Consider the following 15811-nt stretch of genomic DNA (forward strand, 5'->3'; position numbering starts at 1 on the left):
CGGCAATTACGCGTTAGCTTCCTTAACTTCGCGGATGCGGTCCTGATACTCGCGCAGCTTCTGCGGGGTCATCATTCGACGCTGATCGTCGAGCACCACGCCGCCGACTTCGTCAGCGATGTGCTGAGCGGACTGCAGCATCAGCTTGAAGTTTTGCAGTTCGTCGCCGTAAGACGGCACCTGCATAAAGATAGTCACGCCCGGGGTCACGAAATCACCGGTCATTTCCGGATCGAAGGTGCCTGGGTTAACCATGTTGGCCAGGCTGAACAGCGCCGGGCCGCTACCGTCAGGGCTCAGGTGACGATGGAAAATATTCATATCGCCAAACTTGAAGCCTGCCTGTTGAATACTGTTAAGCAGCACGTCACCGTTGAGATGGCTACCGTGATGCGCCGCCACGTTCATGATGATCACCGCTTCTTTACGCTGCGGTTTTTCAACAGCCGGCTCTGGCTCTACAGCGGGCTCAGGCTCAACGTGCGGGGCCGGAGCGGGCTGCGGCGCAGGCTGAACGTGAACAGGCTGCTGCGGTTGTTGTACCGGCTGAGCAGGCTGCTGTTGCACAGGTTGTTGTACCGGCTGCGGTTGAACCGGCTGTGGCGCAGCAGGCTGCTGATAGACAGGCTGTTGCGGCGGCTGGCGCACCGGCTCTTCCGCAGGCTGCGGCGCTGGCTGGCGCGGCTGTGCAGAAGCATACGGCGGTTGATACTGGTGCTGCGCAGGACGAGGCGCTTCATGCTCCCCATGGCCTGCACCGGGCGCAGTATTGACCCGATGAACACGAACTTCACCCACGCCGTCGTCGTCGCTGCCGTCGATGTCATCTTCACCGTCATCGTCGTCACGACTGGACTTCATGCGCTTCAGTGGGCGATCGCGGAACATTGAGGAACGCTCTTTACGGCTGGTCCAGAAACCATGTACCAGTAAAGCGATTATGGCGATCGCGCCAACAATGATTAATATCAGACGCAAATCCTGCATCATTATATTCTCTGTTGTTCTAACACCTTGCCACCACGGCAAACATTTACTCACTAAGAGTATTTGCCGATTACGTCAAGTGCAAGTGTGTGCAGAGCATTCACAGCATAAAGATGAAGGAAATCGTGCTTTTTGCTGGTTTTTCGAACATTTCCGAACTGGTCATTGCTCCGTAAGTGGATAATATAGGCGGGCAATTCCACTGGTTGTGTAAAAAGGAGTACAGCCTGGCTATGGTTTCAACATCTTCTTCTCCTCCGCGCAGCGGGGTCTGGTATTTTTCTCAGGGCTGGAAACTGGTCTCCCTGCCGGGTATTCGACGCTTCGTCATTCTGCCGCTGTTGATCAACATTATCCTGATGGGCGGCGCGTTCTGGTGGCTTTTTACAAAGCTCGAAAGCTGGATCCCGTCGCTGATGAGCCATGTGCCGGACTGGCTGCAGTGGCTGAACTACCTGCTCTGGCCGGTAGCGGTTATCTCCGTGCTGCTGGTGTTTGGCTATTTCTTCTCAACCATTGCGAACTGGATAGCCGCGCCGTTTAACGGCCTGCTGGCGGAACAGCTGGAAGCGCGGCTTACCGGTGCCACGCCGCCGGACACCGGCGTGCTGGGGATCCTGAAAGACCTGCCGCGCATCATGAAGCGCGAGTGGCAGAAGTTTGCCTGGTACCTGCCCCGCGCGGTCGTGCTGCTTATCCTCTATTTTGTGCCCGGCATTGGCCAGACGGTGGCACCGGTGCTGTGGTTCCTGTTCAGCGCATGGATGCTCGCTATTCAGTACTGCGACTATCCGTTCGATAACCACAAGGTGCCGTTTAAAGAGATGCGCACCGCCCTGCGCAGCCAGAAGGTCGCCAATATGCAGTTTGGCGCGCTGACCAGCCTGTTCACCATGATTCCCTTCCTTAATCTGTTCATCATGCCCGTCGCCGTCTGCGGCGCGACGGCCATGTGGGTCGACTGCTATCGTGCTAAGCACGCGTTATGGAAGTAATGCAAAAATGTGTAAAACAGGGGTGGCTTATGCCGCCCCTTATTCCATACTGATCCCCATTATTTCCTTGCAGTATATAGATATGCGAATTCCTTACTTCCCCCTACCTGCTTAGTAGGTATGCTGGGCTGGTATCCCAATTTCATACAGTTAAGGACAGGCCATGAGTAAGATTTATGAAGACAACTCGCTGACTATCGGTCATACGCCCCTGGTTCGACTGAACCGTATCGGTAATGGACGCATTCTGGCGAAGGTCGAATCACGCAACCCGAGCTTCAGCGTAAAATGCCGTATCGGTGCAAACATGATTTGGGATGCTGAAAAACGTGGCGTGCTGAAGCCGGGCGTTGAGCTGGTGGAACCGACCAGCGGCAATACCGGCATCGCGCTGGCCTATGTCGCCGCCGCGCGCGGCTATAAGCTGACCCTGACCATGCCGGAAACCATGAGCATCGAGCGTCGTAAGCTGCTCAAAGCGCTGGGCGCGAACCTGGTGCTGACCGAAGGCGCGAAGGGCATGAAGGGTGCCATTCAGAAAGCCGAAGAGATTGTCGCCAGCGATCCGGCGAAATATCTGCTGCTGCAGCAGTTCAGCAACCCGGCTAACCCGGAAATTCACGAGAAGACCACCGGTCCGGAAATCTGGGAAGACACTGACGGCCAGGTTGACGTTTTCATCTCCGGCGTGGGTACCGGCGGTACGCTGACCGGCGTGTCACGCTATATTAAAGGCACAAAAGGCAAAAAAGACCTCATCACCGTTGCCGTTGAGCCTACCGACTCCCCTGTTATTGCCCAGGCGCTGGCGGGTGAAGAGCTCAAGCCTGGTCCGCATAAGATTCAGGGCATCGGTGCCGGCTTCATTCCTGGCAACCTCGATCTGAAGCTGATCGACAAAGTTGTGGCGATCACCAACGAAGAGGCTATCTCCACCGCGCGTCGCCTGATGGACGAAGAAGGTATTCTGGCGGGTATCTCTTCCGGTGCAGCCGTTGCGGCAGCGCTCAAGCTTCAGGAAGATGAGGCCTTTACCAATAAGAATATTGTGGTTATCCTTCCTTCCTCGGGTGAGCGTTACTTGAGCACCGCACTGTTTGCCGATCTGTTTACTGAAAAAGAGCTGCAACAGTAGTGCCAGCATGTTAATAACGCGTAAAAAAGCACCTTTTCAGGTGCTTTTTTGTGGCCTGCTTCAAACTTTTGCCCCTCCTGGCATTGCTTCACCCCGTTGGGTCTGGTATTTAAACCAGCAATTATTTTGATGCGTGAAATTAATCAGTGAACGAAATAGCCTTGCTGAATCGATTTTATGATTTGGTTCAAGTCTTGCTTTCGCTGCATAATGTTTAATGACGATCGAAACGTCAGCGCTAACAATACAGGCTAAAGTTCAGTCGCCAGGCTAGACTTTAGTTCCACAACACTAAACCTATAAGTTGGGGAAATACAATGTTCCAGCAAGAAGTTACCATTACCGCTCCGAACGGTCTGCACACCCGCCCTGCTGCTCAGTTTGTTAAAGAAGCAAAAGGCTTCACTTCTGAAATCACTGTGACTTCCAACGGCAAAAGCGCGAGCGCAAAAAGCCTGTTCAAACTGCAGACTCTGGGCCTGACTCAGGGCACCGTTGTCACCATCTCTGCAGAAGGTGAAGACGAGCAGAAAGCAGTTGAGCATCTGGTAAAACTGATGGCTGAGCTCGAGTAAGTTTCCGGGTTCTTTTAAATATCAGTCACAAGTAAGGTAGGGTTATGATTTCAGGCATTTTAGCATCCCCGGGTATCGCTTTCGGCAAAGCACTGCTGCTGAAAGAAGACGAGATCGTCATCGACCGGAAAAAAATTTCTGCCGACAAGGTTGATCAGGAAGTTGAACGTTTTCTGAGCGGTCGTGCCAAGGCATCTGCGCAACTGGAAGCAATCAAAACTAAAGCTGGCGAAACTTTCGGTGAAGAAAAAGAAGCCATCTTCGAAGGGCACATCATGCTGCTCGAAGATGAGGAGCTGGAGCAGGAAATCATAGCCCTGATTAAAGATAAAGGCATGACGGCCGACGCGGCTGCGCATGAAGTTATCGAAGGTCAGGCAACTGCCCTGGAAGAACTGGATGATGAATACCTGAAAGAGCGTGCGGCTGACGTACGTGACATCGGTAAGCGCCTGCTGCGCAACATCCTGGGTCTGGCCATCATCGACCTGAGCGCGATTCAGGACGAAGTTATCCTGGTTGCCGCTGACCTCACCCCGTCTGAAACCGCACAGCTGAACCTAAAAAAGGTCCTCGGTTTCATCACCGACGCGGGCGGCCGTACCTCCCACACCTCTATCATGGCGCGCTCTCTGGAACTGCCTGCCATCGTGGGTACCGGCAGCGTCACCGCTCAGGTGAAAAACGGCGACTATCTGATTCTGGATGCCGTAAACAATCTGGTTTACGTCAACCCAACAAACGAAGAGATCGAAAAACTGCGCGCGGTTCAGGAGCAGGTTGCGACTGAAAAAGCGGAACTCGCTAAGCTGAAAGACCTGCCAGCTATCACCCTGGACGGCCATCAGGTAGAAGTGTGCGCAAACATCGGTACCGTCCGCGACGTTGATGGCGCTGAGCGTAACGGTGCAGAAGGTGTGGGTCTCTATCGTACAGAATTCCTGTTCATGGACCGCGACGCGCTGCCAACCGAAGAAGAGCAGTTTGCTGCTTACAAAGCCGTAGCTGAAGCGTGTGGCTCTCAGGCGGTTATCGTCCGTACCATGGACATCGGTGGCGACAAAGAGCTGCCGTACATGAACTTCCCGAAAGAAGAGAACCCGTTCCTGGGCTGGCGTGCAATCCGTATCGCGATGGATCGTAAAGAGATCCTGCGTGACCAGGTTCGCGCAATCCTGCGTGCCTCTGCTTTCGGTAAACTGCGCATCATGTTCCCGATGATCATCTCTGTTGAAGAAGTGCGTGCACTGAAGAAAGAGATCGAAATCTACAAACAGGAACTGCGTGATGAAGGTAAAGCGTTTGACGAGTCAATCGAGATCGGCGTGATGGTGGAAACACCGGCGGCGGCGACCATTGCGCGTCATTTAGCCAAAGAAGTTGATTTCTTTAGTATCGGTACCAATGATTTAACGCAGTACACCCTGGCAGTTGACCGCGGTAATGATATGATTTCACATCTCTACCAGCCAATGTCACCGTCCGTACTGAACTTGATCAAGCAAGTTATTGATGCTTCTCATGCAGAAGGTAAATGGACTGGCATGTGTGGTGAGCTTGCAGGCGACGAACGTGCTACACTTCTGTTGCTGGGTATGGGTCTGGACGAATTCTCTATGAGCGCCATTTCCATCCCGCGCATTAAGAAGATTATCCGTAACACGAACTTCGAAGATGCGAAGGTGTTAGCAGAGCAGGCTCTTGCTCAACCGACAACGGACGAGTTAATGACGCTGGTTAACAAGTTCATTGAAGAAAAAACAATCTGCTAATCCACGAGATGCGGCCCAAATTACTGCTTAGGAGAAGATCATGGGTTTGTTCGATAAACTGAAATCTCTGGTTTCTGATGATAAGAAAGACTCCGGAACTATTGAGATTGTTGCTCCGCTCTCCGGCGAGATCGTCAACATCGAAGACGTGCCGGATGTAGTGTTCGCTGAGAAAATCGTTGGTGATGGCATTGCTATCAAACCAACTGGCAACAAAATGGTTGCTCCAGTTGACGGCACCATCGGTAAAATTTTTGAAACCAACCATGCGTTCTCTATCGAATCTGATAGCGGTATCGAACTGTTCGTTCACTTCGGTATCGACACCGTTGAACTGAAAGGCGAAGGCTTCAAACGTATCGCGGAAGAAGGCCAGCGTGTTAAAGTTGGCGACCCGGTAATTGAATTCGATCTGCCACTGCTGGAAGAAAAAGCCAAGTCTACCCTGACGCCGGTTGTTATCTCCAACATGGACGAAATCAAAGAACTGATCAAACTGTCTGGCAGCGTCACCGTGGGTGAAACCCCGGTTATCCGCATCAAGAAGTAATTCTTGCCGCACAGAAAAATGGCGCCTTCGGGCGCCATTTTTGTTTATGCAGGGAGGATAAGCTCGTCGTAGCCTTTCGACTGGGTATAGAGCATGACGTCCGTCACCCGATCGCCCGCCATGCGGATGGCATCGGCAACGGTTTTTCCCTCTACAATGCCGCTCACCAGCTCTGAACAGAACAGATCGCCCGTGCCTTTCAGGTCGGTTTCTACGCGCGGATGCGCGCTGACGGTCACGCCTTCATGCGTCACCAGCACCACGTGGATGTTTTGCGGGTCGTCTGCCACCGGCGCGCTGGTTATCGCCACCCATCTCAGGCTGTCAGAGAGCAATCCCTGGGCCGCCGCGATGGCGCTTTCCGGCGTACGGCACGGTTTGCCGCTTAACACTTCCAGCTCGTAGACGTTTGGCGTAATGCCCTGCGCCAGCGGCAGCAGGTGCTCCCGATACGCTTGCGGGATCTCGGGCTTCACGTACGTTCCGCTGTCGATATCGCCGATCACCGGGTCGACCAGCACCAGCAGGTCAGGATGCTGCGCTTTCACCGCCTTCAGCCACTGCGCCAGCAGGACGATCTGGCTGGCGCTACCCATATAGCCGGTAGTGACCGCCTTAAGCTCGCGCAGGATCTCGCGCTCTTCCAGCGCCTTCAGGTAGCCGCTGAACCACTCATCGGGGATCACCCCACCATAAAACGTGTCGTAGTGCGGCGTGTTGCTAAACAGCACCGTCGGCACGGCGGTAACGTTTAGCCGGTGGGTACGAATATTCGGCACCGCAATGCTGTTCCCCACGCTGCCGTAAACCACCTGCGACTGCACCGCGACAATGTCGGTTTGCTGCGCCCGGGTATTGTCCCGGAATAGAATCATTTCCATGACGCTTAAATCCCCGCCCCCTGCGAATAACTCTCTTCACCAAAGACGCCGGTAGACAAGTAGCGATCGCCGCGATCGCAAATAATCGCCACCACCACCGCACCCGGGTTTGCCTTGGCCACCCGAATCGCACCCGCCACCGCGCCGCCCGAGCTGACCCCGCAGAAGATACCCTCGCGCACGGCCAGCTCACGCATGGTATTTTCCGCCTCGCGCTGGTGAAGATCCAGCACCTGGTCCACAAGCTGCGCATTAAAGATGCCGGGCATATACTCCGCCGGCCAGCGGCGAATGCCCGGAATGCTGCTCCCCTCTTCAGGCTGCAGGCCCACAATGGTGACGGCTTTTTCCTGCTCGCGCAGAAAACGCGACACCCCGGTAATGGTGCCGGTGGTGCCCATGCTGGAGACAAAATGGGTGATACGTCCGTCGGTTTGCTGCCAGATTTCCGGGCCGGTGGTGGTGTAGTGCGCATACGGGTTGTCCGGGTTGTTGAACTGATCGAGCAGCTTACCTTCACCGCGCTCGGCCATTTCCAGGGCCAGGTCGCGCGCGCCTTCCATTCCCTGCTCTTTGGTCACCAGAATCAGCTCGGCCCCGTAGGCGCGCATCGCGGCGCGGCGCTCCTGGCTCATGTTATCCGGCATCAGCAGCTTCATGCGGTAGCCTTTCAGCGCCGCAATCATCGCCAGGGCGATACCGGTGTTGCCGCTGGTCGCCTCAATCAGCACGTCGCCCGGCTTAATCTCGCCGCGCTTTTCGGCCTGGACGATCATCGACAGCGCGGCACGGTCTTTTACCGATCCCGCCGGGTTATTGCCTTCGAGTTTGACCCAGATTTCGCTGCCGTTGTCTGGCCCCATGCGCTGAAGCTTGACCAGAGGGGTGTTGCCGATGGTGTTTTCTAATGTATTCATGATCGCCGTCCAATAAAAAGCCCGGTGGCGCTTCGCTTACCGGGCCTACAGACGTCATATTGTAGACCGGGTAAGCGCAGCGCCACCCGGCAAAACTACGTAATCCTAACCTATCAGGCTGACTCCGCCAGAGCAATATCCTCGCGCGTCTCGATGCGCTCCTTCCCGTGATAAATACGGGCATGCTGCAGCCCGACAAACAGGCGCTCACCCCGGTGCGGCGGGACGTCGTCGCGCATGACCACGGTCAGCGGCTCGGTATACCAGCCCAGCGGCTGTACCACCAGTTGGGTGTAGTGCCCCTTAGGGCTCGCTTCCAGCACCTGTACCGGCAGCGGTGAGTCCAGGCTAGTGCGGCGGCTGACGTCCACTTCCCACGGGCGCAGGAACAGATCCACCGGCCCCTGATGCGCGGAGGTATAGCCCAGCGGCCAGCGGTGCGCGCCAACGTGGAACTGTCCACCGCGAATGGTGCCCTGCAGACGGTTTACCTCGCCCATAAACTCCAGCACGAAGCGGGTCGCCGGCTCGCGCCAGAGCTGCTCCGGCTCGTCAACCTGCTCAATGTTGCCCTGGCTCATGACCACCACGCGATCCGCAACTTCCATCGCCTCTTCCTGGTCATGGGTCACGAAGACGCTGGTAAACTTCAGCTCTTCATGCAGATGACGCAGCCAGCGACGCAGCTCTTTACGCACCTGCGCATCCAGCGCGCCGAACGGTTCATCCAGCAGCAGAATTTGCGGCTCAACGGCCAGGGCTCGCGCCAGCGCCACGCGCTGCTTCTGACCGCCGGAAAGCTGCGCCGGGAAACGATCCGCCAGATGCGCCAGCTGCACCATCTCCAGCAGCTTCGTCACTTTCGCCTTGATGGCGGCAGCATTCGGTCGCTCGCGACGCGGCAGCACGGTCAGGCCAAACGCGATGTTGTCGAACACGGTCATGTGGCGGAACAGCGCGTAGTGCTGGAACACAAAGCCCACTTTACGATCGCGGGCATGCAGGCGGCTCACGTCGGTGCCGTGGAAGCGGATATGCCCGCTGGTCTGGTGCTCAAGCCCGGCGATAATACGCAGCAGCGTGGTTTTACCCGAGCCGGACGGCCCCAGCAGCGCCACCATTTGTCCGGAAGGGATATCCAGCGAGATATCATTCAGCACCTGGGTGCGACCAAAAGACTTCTTAATATTGGCAATCTCAATGCTCATGATTTCCCTCCTGATGCTGACGTTTTTCCTGATTTTCTAAACGCCACTGCACCACACTCTTCAAAAACAGGGTCAAAATGGCCATCAGCGTCAGCAACGCTGCGGCAGTAAACGAGCCGATGGTGTTGTAATCCTGCTGCAGCAGTTCAATCTGCAACGGCAGCGACAGGGTTTCACCGCGAATCGACCCGGAAACAACGGAAACGGCACCGAACTCGCCGATGGCGCGGGCGTTGGTCAGCACCACGCCGTAAAGCAGCGCCCAGCGGATGTTCGGCAGCGTCACGCGGCGGAACATTTGCCACCCCGACGCGCCCAGCAGCACCGCCGCTTCGTCTTCGTTGCTGCCCTGGCTTAACATCACCGGCACCAGCTCGCGCACCACAAACGGACAGGTCACGAAGATGGTGACCAGCACCATGCCCGGCCAGGCAAACATGATCTGCAGGTTATGCTCGTCCAGCCAGCCGCCCAGCGGACCGTTGGAGCCGTAAAAGAGCAGGTACACCAGACCCGCCACCACCGGCGATACGGCAAACGGAATGTCCAGCAGGGTCAGCAGCAGCTGACGCCCCGGGAAGTTAAAGCGCGTCACCAGCCACGCCAGCAGGGTACCGAACACGAGGTTTACCGGCACGGTGATTAACGCAATCAGTACGGTCAGCCAGATGGCGTGCAGCATATCCGGGTTCGCCAGGTTCTCCAGCGCGGGCATCAGCCCCTTGCTAAACGCCTGAACGAAGATATAAATCGTCGGCACGACGAGAATGAGGGCAGACACCAGCACGCCCGCTCCAATCAGAAACCATTTACCCCAGTTAATGCGGGGCGCATCGTATCGCTTCAATTGCGTAACTTCCGCCATCAGTGACCTACCACACGTCGACCAAAGCGACTTTGCAGAGTGTTAATCGAGTACAGCAGCAGCAGCGAGGCCGCCAGGATCACCGAGGCGATCGCGCTCGCCGCCGGATAATCAAACTCCTGCAGGCGAATGAAAATCATCAGCGAGGTGACTTCCGTTTTCCAGGCGATGTTCCCGGCGATAAAAATCACCGCGCCGAACTCGCCGAGGCTGCGGGTAAACGACAGCGCAACGCCCGCCATCAGCGCAGGAGAGAGCTCCGGCAGAACCACCTTGCAAAAGCTCTGCCAGCGCGTGGCGCCCAGCGTTTCCGCCGCTTCTTCGTACTCTGGCCCCAACTCTTCCAGCACCGGCTGCACGGTACGCACCACAAACGGGATGCTGGTAAAAGCCATCGCCACCGCGATACCAAGCCAGGTATAGGTCACTTTGATGTCAAACTTCGCCAGCCACTCGCCGTAAAGCCCGTTAACGGAAAAGAGCGATGCGAGGGTTAAGCCCGCCACCGCCGTCGGCAGCGCAAACGGCAGATCCATCAAGGCATCAAGCAGCGTGCGGCCCGGGAAGCGATAGCGAGTTAAGATCCACGCCATCAGCAGGCCAAACACGCCGTTAAAAATAGAGGCGACAAACGCCGACAGCAGCGTCACCTTATAGGCCGCGACTACCTGCGGGTTGGTGATCACGTCCCAGTACTGCGCCCAGCTCATCTGAGCAAGCTGCATCACCAGCGCGCTGAGCGGCAGCAGCAGGATCAGGCAGACGAACAGCAGGCTGGTGCCGAGGCTTAAGGTAAAGCCCGGCAGCACGCGTTTAGTCGAGACTGCAAACATCACTTACGCCCCGCCGCCAGCAGTTTGTCTAACTCACCGCCGCTGGCAAAGTGCGTTTTCATCACCTCAGGCCAGGAGCCGAAACGATCTTCCACGCGGAACAGCGCGGTCTGCGGGAATTTGTCTTTCAGTTTGTTCATCACGTCCGGGTTGTTCACGCGGTAGTAGTAATCGGTAATGATGGTCTGCGCCTGCGGGCTGTACAGGTAGTCGAGATAGGCTTTTGCCGCTTTCTCGGTACCGTTCGCCTGAACGTTTTTATCGACCCACGCCACCGGGAACTCGGCCAGGATGTTGGTTTTCGGGATAACGACCTCAAAGCCCTGGGCTTCATACTGCTTGCGGATGTTGTTCACTTCCGACTCGAAGCTGATCAGCACGTCGCCGAGACCACGCTCTGCAAAGGTGGTGGTGGCTCCGCGTCCGCCGGTATCAAACACTTCGACGTTTTTCAGGAACTGGGTCATGAACTGCTCGGTTTTGGCCTTGTCGTTACCGTCAGCCTTGTCCGCCGCGCCCCACGCCGCTAAATAGGTGTAACGCGCGTTACCGGAGGTTTTTGGGTTCGGGAAAATCAGCTTCACGTCGGAACGCACCAGGTCGCTCCAGTCGTGGATATTCTTCGGGTTGCCCTTACGCACCAGGAAGCCCATGGTGGAGTAGAACGGGGAGCTGTTGTTCGGCAGACGGCTCTGCCAGTCCGCCGGGATCAGCTTGCCTTTATCGTGCAGGATCTGCACGTCGGTCACCTGGTTGTAGGTCACCACGTCCGCTTTCAGGCCCTGCAAAATCGCCAGCGCCTGCTTGGATGAACCGGCGTGGGACTGCTTGATGGTCAGCTTGTCACCGTTGTTGTCTTTCGCCCACTGCTGTTCAAACGGGGGATTAAGGGCGGCAAACAGCTCGCGGGAGACGTCATACGAACTGTTCAACAGTTCAGTCGCCTGCGCCTGCGCCTGCGCCACCAGCAGTAAACCTGCCAGCGCCAGAGTTCCTTTTTTCAGTACAGTAACGGCCATTGCGCACCCTTATAAATGTGATGACTATCTTATAGTCATAATATTTATAACGGAGTCTAAAGGAGTAACGGTTTTATATACCGTTTGGTGATTTAGAAGCAGAAAAGGGAATAAGGGGTGCGGCCTGATGCCCTCACCCCGGCCCTCTCCCACTGTACAGTCCGGGGACATAGTGAACACTTGTTCGGGGACATGGTAGACACTTACAACTAAGGCATAAGAACCCGTTTATGGAGTCGCTTATGCCCTGGGATGCGAGAGATACCATGTCATTACGTACCGAGTTTGTTTTGTTCGCCTCGCAGGACGGGGCGAACATCCGTTCCCTCTGCCGTCGCTTCGGCATTTCACCTGCTACCGGCTACAAGTGGCTTCAGCGCTGGGCTGTCGAGGGCGAACCCGGCCTGCAGGACCGCCCCCGCACGCCGCATCATTCCCCCAACCGCTCGTCTGACGACGTCACCGCCCTGCTGCGCATGGCACATGAGCGTCATGAACGCTGGGGCGCCCGCAAGATTAAGCGCTGGCTGGAAGACCAGGGCCACCGTATGCCTGCCTTCAGCACTGTCCATAACCTGATGGCCCGTCACGGCCTGCTGCCCGGCACGGCTCCGGGTATTCCGGCCACCGGACGGTTCGAACATGATGCCCCGAACCGGCTCTGGCAGATGGATTTTAAGGGGCACTTCCCCTTTGGCGGCGGCCGTTGCCATCCGCTCACCCTGCTCGACGACCACTCCCGTTTTTCCCTGTGCCTCACACACTGTACCGATGAACGGCGTGAGACCGTGCAGCAACAGCTGGTCAGCGTCTTTGAACGCTACGGCCTGCCGGACCGGATGACGATGGACAACGGCGCACCGTGGGGCGACACCACCGGCACCTGGACGGCGCTGGAGCTGTGGCTGATGCGTCTGGGTATTAAGGTGGGCCACTCCCGGCCATATCATCCGCAGACGCAGGGCAAGCTGGAGCGTTTTCACCGCAGCCTGAAGGCGGAAGTGCTGCAGGGGAAATGGTTCGCGGACAGCGGCGAGCTGCAGCGTGCCTTCGACCACTGGCGGACGGTCTATAACCTTGAACGCCCGCACGAGGCGCTGGATATGGCGGTCCCGGCCTCACGCTATCAGCCGTCTGCGCGGCAGTACGGCGGCAGCGTGACGCCCCCGGAATATGATGAAGGTGTGCTGGTCAGGAAAGTGGATATCAGCGGGAAGCTGAGCTTACAGGGAGTCAGTCTGAATGCAGGAAAGGCGTTCAGGGGAGAACGGGTGGGGCTGAAGGAGACGCAGGAGGATGGCTGCTATGAAGTGTGGTGGTACAGCACGAAAGTGAGGGTGATCGACCTGAAGAAAAAGTCGATCACCATGGGTAAAGGATGTTAAAAAGTGTTCACCATGTCCCCGAACAAGTGTTCACCATGTCCCCGGACCGTACACCCACAGGGAGAGGGAGAAAGGCCATTACAGCGCCAGCAGACGCTCAACGGACGGCGCGAAGTAGTAGCCGCCGGTCACCGGTTTGGTGAAGCGCAGCATCGCGTCGCGCTTGCCGTCGGTATCGCCGAACATGCTCAGCAGCTGCTGCTCAATGTTGTGCAGGCGCGCGCAGTAGGCGCAGAAGTAAAGACCGTGGGTACCGCTTGCGGTGCCGTAAGGCAGGCTCTGGCGGACAATCTTCAGCCCTTTGCCGTCTTCTTTGAGGTCAACGCGGGTCAGGTGCGAGGTCACCGGACGGTCGTCGCCGTCGATCTCTTCGTTGGCCTCTTTGGTACGACCAATCATCATCTCCTGGTCATGCACGCTCATGCGGTTAAGCTGCTTGAGGTTGTGCTCCCAGCGCTGCACGAACACGTAGCTGCCGCCCGCGTCCACGCCGTCTTTAATCACCGCCACGTCGCGACGCACTTCTTCACCCGCCGGGTTTTCCGTTCCGTCAACGAAGCCGCTCAGATCGCGCTCTTCCACCCAGCGGAAGCCGTGCACTTCTTCCTGCACCTCAATGCTGTCGCCGAACGCTTCTACCGCCGCCTGGGCAACGGAAAAGTTCACGTCGTGACGCAGAGAGAGAATATGGATGAGCAGATCGTACTGGGTGGCCGGCGCCAGACCTTTGCCGTAAGGGATAAAGTCCTTCAGCTCTTCCGCCCCTTCACCGCCGCTCAGCTGACGCCATACGGTATTGCCAAAGGCGACAACGGCGCCGAGGTGCGCTTCCGGAAATTTGGCCTGGAAGGTCGCCAGCTTATCAACAAACGCTTTACTGGCCGCACGCAGGGCATCCACGTCCCCTTTAACATTGGCTTCAATCCAAATCGCCGCGCGGCAATGTTCTGGCAAAATGCCACTCTGAACCTGAGACATCGCTCCTCCTGAAATAAAGATGCCACGTCAGCGTGGCATTGATGGCGGGTATTATACCCGTATTTCAGCGAGGCGGTTTGTTCCGGCGCAAATTACTGCTGCCAGAGTATTTTGCTCACTTTCCAGTTCTTCAGCGTGTCGTCAGACGGCATTAATCCCTCCGGGCCGCTCCAGGTACCGGTGAAGACATAGCTGATGTGCTGGCTGCCTTCCGCTTTACATGCCACCGCGACGCCATCGTCGGAAGGCGCGCTGGTGCAGTTGCCAAAGGCTTGTTTATACAGATCGCTAAACGGCGTTCCCACCTTCACGCCGCTGGCGGTCGGGATTTCGTCGTCCAGCACCGCAATGCGGTTCACCGTGCCTTTATCGCCATTAATCACCAGCGCCAGTTTGTCCCCCTTCAGCGCTTCAAAATACCGCACAATGTTGCCATTCTCGGTTTTCATGCCGCTGCGCAGGCGGTAGTCGCTGCCGAGCGCATCCTGAATAGCATTCTGATCCAGCGCCGTCGCGGCGGTAATTTTTCCTACGCCCTGCTCGGTCACCTCCGTGGATGAGCCAAACCAGTTCCACGGATACGCAGCGGACCAGTTAATGGAGGAGAGCGTCGAACAGCCGGTCAACGCCAGCGGGAGCGCGCATAAAAGTAAACGCAGCGATTTCATTGAAACGTCCTTTCTTGTTAAATCAACGCTTGTTGGAGTGCGGCATCGGCAAAAAGTGCCGGATTAATCATCCTGATGCCTAAAACAGGCGCGAAGACGGGGATTCGTGAGCAGCCAGAGCAGCGCCACGATATCCGCCACCACCAGCGCGATACCGATGCCCGTAAGCGGTTCACCGTACCACCAAAGTACAGGCTGCCAGAAGAGTAGCGCAATCTGGGCGAGAATGAGCAGCCAGCGAAGCGTGCCCCAAAAGCGTGGAATCAGATGCCGCCGTCCGCTGACCAAAAACGCCAGTACGGCGGGAATCCCCGGCAGCAAACCGATCCAGAAAGCATCGTGATCGGGATAGAAGAGATTCAGCAGCGCGTCGCCCTGCCCGCGCGACGCGCCGGCCATCACAAACAGCACCCAGGTTCGCGCCTGCAGCAGCAGAACGCACCAGAATAAAAAAGGCAACCTGACGCGGCCCTGCGCGTCATAGTCGGCCGGATGGATCTCAATACTCTTCATCTTCGATTAGACGCTTACCTAAACTCAGCACGTCAGCGTGCTCGTAGCCCAGACGCTCATACATGCCCAACACCACGTCGTTATCTTCCCGCACCATGATCTGGATTTTCGGGCAGCCGCGGGCGATCAGCTTCTTCTCGAGTCGGTTGAGCAGCGCATTGGCGATGCCGCGGCCACGGTATTCCGGGTGGACGCCCAGATAATAGGCGGAGCCGCGGTGGCCGTCGTAGCCGCCCATTACCGTCCCCACAACCTCGCCATTCACTTCCGCGACCAGAAACAGACTGACGTCGTGATTCACCTTACGTTCGATATCCATTTCCGGATCGTTCCACGGACGCAGCAGATCGCAGCGTTCCCAAAGGGTGATCACCTCTTCGAAATCTTCCTGGCGAAAAACGCGTATCTCCATGGTATTAACCGCCTTTTCGGGTTTAAAAACAGTGATTATGGCGTGAACTTCGCCTTTAGCCAATAACCGGGGAAAATCTCGCCAAAATTTGGCATAATGTCACTTTGTCACGTATTGA

The 15811-nt window shown here is 56.7% G+C and carries 17 protein-coding genes; 6 read left to right on the plus strand and 11 right to left on the minus strand.

The annotated features are described in order from the left end of the window. Nucleotides 1-6: 6 nt before the first annotated feature. The gene (gene zipA, locus FY206_RS17790) at nt 7-990 is read right to left on the minus strand and encodes a cell division protein ZipA (RefSeq protein ID WP_032643476.1); all 984 of its coding nucleotides are present in this window, start codon (nt 988-990) and stop codon (nt 7-9) included. A gap of 230 nt (nt 991-1220) precedes the next feature. Here zipA and cysZ point away from each other — a divergent pair, with 230 nt between their 5' ends. The 5 genes from cysZ (at nt 1221) to crr (ending at nt 6014) form a co-directional block, all read left to right on the plus strand. Then, nucleotides 1221-1982 carry a sulfate transporter CysZ gene (cysZ, locus tag FY206_RS17795; RefSeq protein ID WP_032643479.1) on the plus strand — a complete coding sequence of 254 codons (762 nt, stop codon included), beginning with the start codon at nt 1221-1223 and terminating at the stop codon, nt 1980-1982. Between the two features lie 163 nt (nt 1983-2145). Further along, complete coding sequence (gene cysK, locus FY206_RS17800) at nt 2146-3117, plus strand: cysteine synthase A (RefSeq protein ID WP_032643481.1); 972 nt, start codon at nt 2146-2148, stop codon at nt 3115-3117. Between the two features lie 317 nt (nt 3118-3434). Beyond that, on the plus strand, nt 3435-3692 hold the full coding sequence (gene ptsH / locus FY206_RS17810; protein ID WP_000487600.1) for a phosphocarrier protein Hpr: 258 nt from the start codon (nt 3435-3437) through the stop codon (nt 3690-3692). A gap of 44 nt (nt 3693-3736) precedes the next feature. Next, on the plus strand, nt 3737-5464 hold the full coding sequence (gene ptsI, locus FY206_RS17815) for a phosphoenolpyruvate-protein phosphotransferase PtsI (protein ID WP_032643484.1): 1728 nt from the start codon (nt 3737-3739) through the stop codon (nt 5462-5464). A gap of 40 nt (nt 5465-5504) precedes the next feature. Continuing rightward, a complete protein-coding gene (gene crr, locus FY206_RS17820; protein ID WP_003861316.1) occupies nt 5505-6014 on the plus strand; it encodes a PTS glucose transporter subunit IIA in 510 nt (169 codons plus the stop codon). Nucleotides 6015-6058: 44 nt separating this feature from the next. Here crr and pdxK read toward each other — a convergent pair whose 3' ends face one another. From pdxK to FY206_RS17850, 6 genes are all read right to left on the minus strand, one after another. Next, nucleotides 6059-6895: a pyridoxine/pyridoxal/pyridoxamine kinase gene (pdxK, locus tag FY206_RS17825; protein WP_032643486.1), complete on the minus strand. Its 837-nt coding sequence runs from the start codon at nt 6893-6895 to the stop codon at nt 6059-6061. Between the two features lie 5 nt (nt 6896-6900). Further along, entirely contained in the window at nt 6901-7812 is a 912-nt protein-coding gene (cysM, locus tag FY206_RS17830; RefSeq protein WP_032643488.1) for a cysteine synthase CysM, read from the minus strand. Nucleotides 7813-7925: 113 nt separating this feature from the next. Continuing rightward, nucleotides 7926-9020 (minus strand): sulfate/thiosulfate ABC transporter ATP-binding protein CysA, encoded by a 1095-nt coding sequence (gene cysA, locus FY206_RS17835; protein ID WP_032643490.1) that lies wholly within the window; start codon nt 9018-9020, stop codon nt 7926-7928. Then, complete coding sequence (cysW, locus tag FY206_RS17840; RefSeq protein ID WP_028016163.1) at nt 9010-9885, minus strand: sulfate/thiosulfate ABC transporter permease CysW; 876 nt, start codon at nt 9883-9885, stop codon at nt 9010-9012. The genes cysA and cysW overlap by 11 nt, the downstream gene beginning before the upstream one ends. Further along, nucleotides 9885-10718 (minus strand): sulfate/thiosulfate ABC transporter permease CysT, encoded by an 834-nt coding sequence (gene cysT / locus FY206_RS17845; RefSeq protein WP_032643493.1) that lies wholly within the window; start codon nt 10716-10718, stop codon nt 9885-9887. Before cysT ends, cysW begins: the two co-directional genes overlap by 1 nt. Beyond that, the gene (locus FY206_RS17850) at nt 10718-11737 is read right to left on the minus strand and encodes a sulfate ABC transporter substrate-binding protein (protein ID WP_032643495.1); all 1020 of its coding nucleotides are present in this window, start codon (nt 11735-11737) and stop codon (nt 10718-10720) included. The genes cysT and FY206_RS17850 overlap by 1 nt, the downstream gene beginning before the upstream one ends. Nucleotides 11738-11979: 242 nt before the next feature. Here FY206_RS17850 and FY206_RS17855 point away from each other — a divergent pair, with 242 nt between their 5' ends. Continuing rightward, complete coding sequence (locus FY206_RS17855; RefSeq protein ID WP_423751875.1) at nt 11980-13122, plus strand: IS481 family transposase; 1143 nt, start codon at nt 11980-11982, stop codon at nt 13120-13122. 78 nt (nt 13123-13200) lie between these two features. Here the strand turns inward: FY206_RS17855 and FY206_RS17860 are convergent, their stop codons facing one another. The 4 genes from FY206_RS17860 to FY206_RS17875 form a co-directional block, all read right to left on the minus strand. Further along, nucleotides 13201-14100 carry a Dyp-type peroxidase gene (locus FY206_RS17860; RefSeq protein ID WP_032643499.1) on the minus strand — a complete coding sequence of 300 codons (900 nt, stop codon included), beginning with the start codon at nt 14098-14100 and terminating at the stop codon, nt 13201-13203. Nucleotides 14101-14192: 92 nt separating this feature from the next. Then, nucleotides 14193-14768, minus strand: a complete 576-nt coding sequence (locus tag FY206_RS17865) for an RpoE-regulated lipoprotein (protein WP_032643501.1) — start codon at nt 14766-14768, stop codon at nt 14193-14195. Nucleotides 14769-14831: 63 nt separating this feature from the next. Further along, the gene (locus tag FY206_RS17870; RefSeq protein ID WP_032643503.1) at nt 14832-15281 is read right to left on the minus strand and encodes a DUF2919 domain-containing protein; all 450 of its coding nucleotides are present in this window, start codon (nt 15279-15281) and stop codon (nt 14832-14834) included. Then, nucleotides 15268-15693 (minus strand): GNAT family acetyltransferase, encoded by a 426-nt coding sequence (locus FY206_RS17875; protein WP_032643505.1) that lies wholly within the window; start codon nt 15691-15693, stop codon nt 15268-15270. The genes FY206_RS17870 and FY206_RS17875 overlap by 14 nt, the downstream gene beginning before the upstream one ends. Nucleotides 15694-15811 lie beyond the last annotated feature (118 nt).

The sequence above is a fragment of the Enterobacter chengduensis genome (assembly GCF_001984825.2).
Taxonomy (GTDB): domain Bacteria; phylum Pseudomonadota; class Gammaproteobacteria; order Enterobacterales; family Enterobacteriaceae; genus Enterobacter; species Enterobacter chengduensis.

Excerpts from the sequence above, each read along its gene's own strand:
- zipA (WP_032643476.1), bottom strand. The coding sequence starts at position 990 with ATGATGCAGGATTTGCGTCTGATATTAATCATTGTTGGCGCGATCGCC.
- cysZ (WP_032643479.1), top strand. The coding sequence starts at position 1,221 with ATGGTTTCAACATCTTCTTCTCCTCCGCGCAGCGGGGTCTGGTATTTT.
- cysK (WP_032643481.1), top strand. The coding sequence starts at position 2,146 with ATGAGTAAGATTTATGAAGACAACTCGCTGACTATCGGTCATACGCCC.
- ptsH (WP_000487600.1), top strand. The coding sequence starts at position 3,435 with ATGTTCCAGCAAGAAGTTACCATTACCGCTCCGAACGGTCTGCACACC.
- ptsI (WP_032643484.1), top strand. The coding sequence starts at position 3,737 with ATGATTTCAGGCATTTTAGCATCCCCGGGTATCGCTTTCGGCAAAGCA.
- crr (WP_003861316.1), top strand. The coding sequence starts at position 5,505 with ATGGGTTTGTTCGATAAACTGAAATCTCTGGTTTCTGATGATAAGAAA.
- pdxK (WP_032643486.1), bottom strand. The coding sequence starts at position 6,895 with ATGGAAATGATTCTATTCCGGGACAATACCCGGGCGCAGCAAACCGAC.
- cysM (WP_032643488.1), bottom strand. The coding sequence starts at position 7,812 with ATGAATACATTAGAAAACACCATCGGCAACACCCCTCTGGTCAAGCTT.
- cysA (WP_032643490.1), bottom strand. The coding sequence starts at position 9,020 with ATGAGCATTGAGATTGCCAATATTAAGAAGTCTTTTGGTCGCACCCAG.
- cysW (WP_028016163.1), bottom strand. The coding sequence starts at position 9,885 with ATGGCGGAAGTTACGCAATTGAAGCGATACGATGCGCCCCGCATTAAC.
- cysT (WP_032643493.1), bottom strand. The coding sequence starts at position 10,718 with ATGTTTGCAGTCTCGACTAAACGCGTGCTGCCGGGCTTTACCTTAAGC.
- FY206_RS17850 (WP_032643495.1), bottom strand. The coding sequence starts at position 11,737 with ATGGCCGTTACTGTACTGAAAAAAGGAACTCTGGCGCTGGCAGGTTTA.
- FY206_RS17855 (WP_423751875.1), top strand. The coding sequence starts at position 11,980 with ATGCCCTGGGATGCGAGAGATACCATGTCATTACGTACCGAGTTTGTT.
- FY206_RS17860 (WP_032643499.1), bottom strand. The coding sequence starts at position 14,100 with ATGTCTCAGGTTCAGAGTGGCATTTTGCCAGAACATTGCCGCGCGGCG.
- FY206_RS17865 (WP_032643501.1), bottom strand. The coding sequence starts at position 14,768 with ATGAAATCGCTGCGTTTACTTTTATGCGCGCTCCCGCTGGCGTTGACC.
- FY206_RS17870 (WP_032643503.1), bottom strand. The coding sequence starts at position 15,281 with ATGAAGAGTATTGAGATCCATCCGGCCGACTATGACGCGCAGGGCCGC.
- FY206_RS17875 (WP_032643505.1), bottom strand. The coding sequence starts at position 15,693 with ATGGAGATACGCGTTTTTCGCCAGGAAGATTTCGAAGAGGTGATCACC.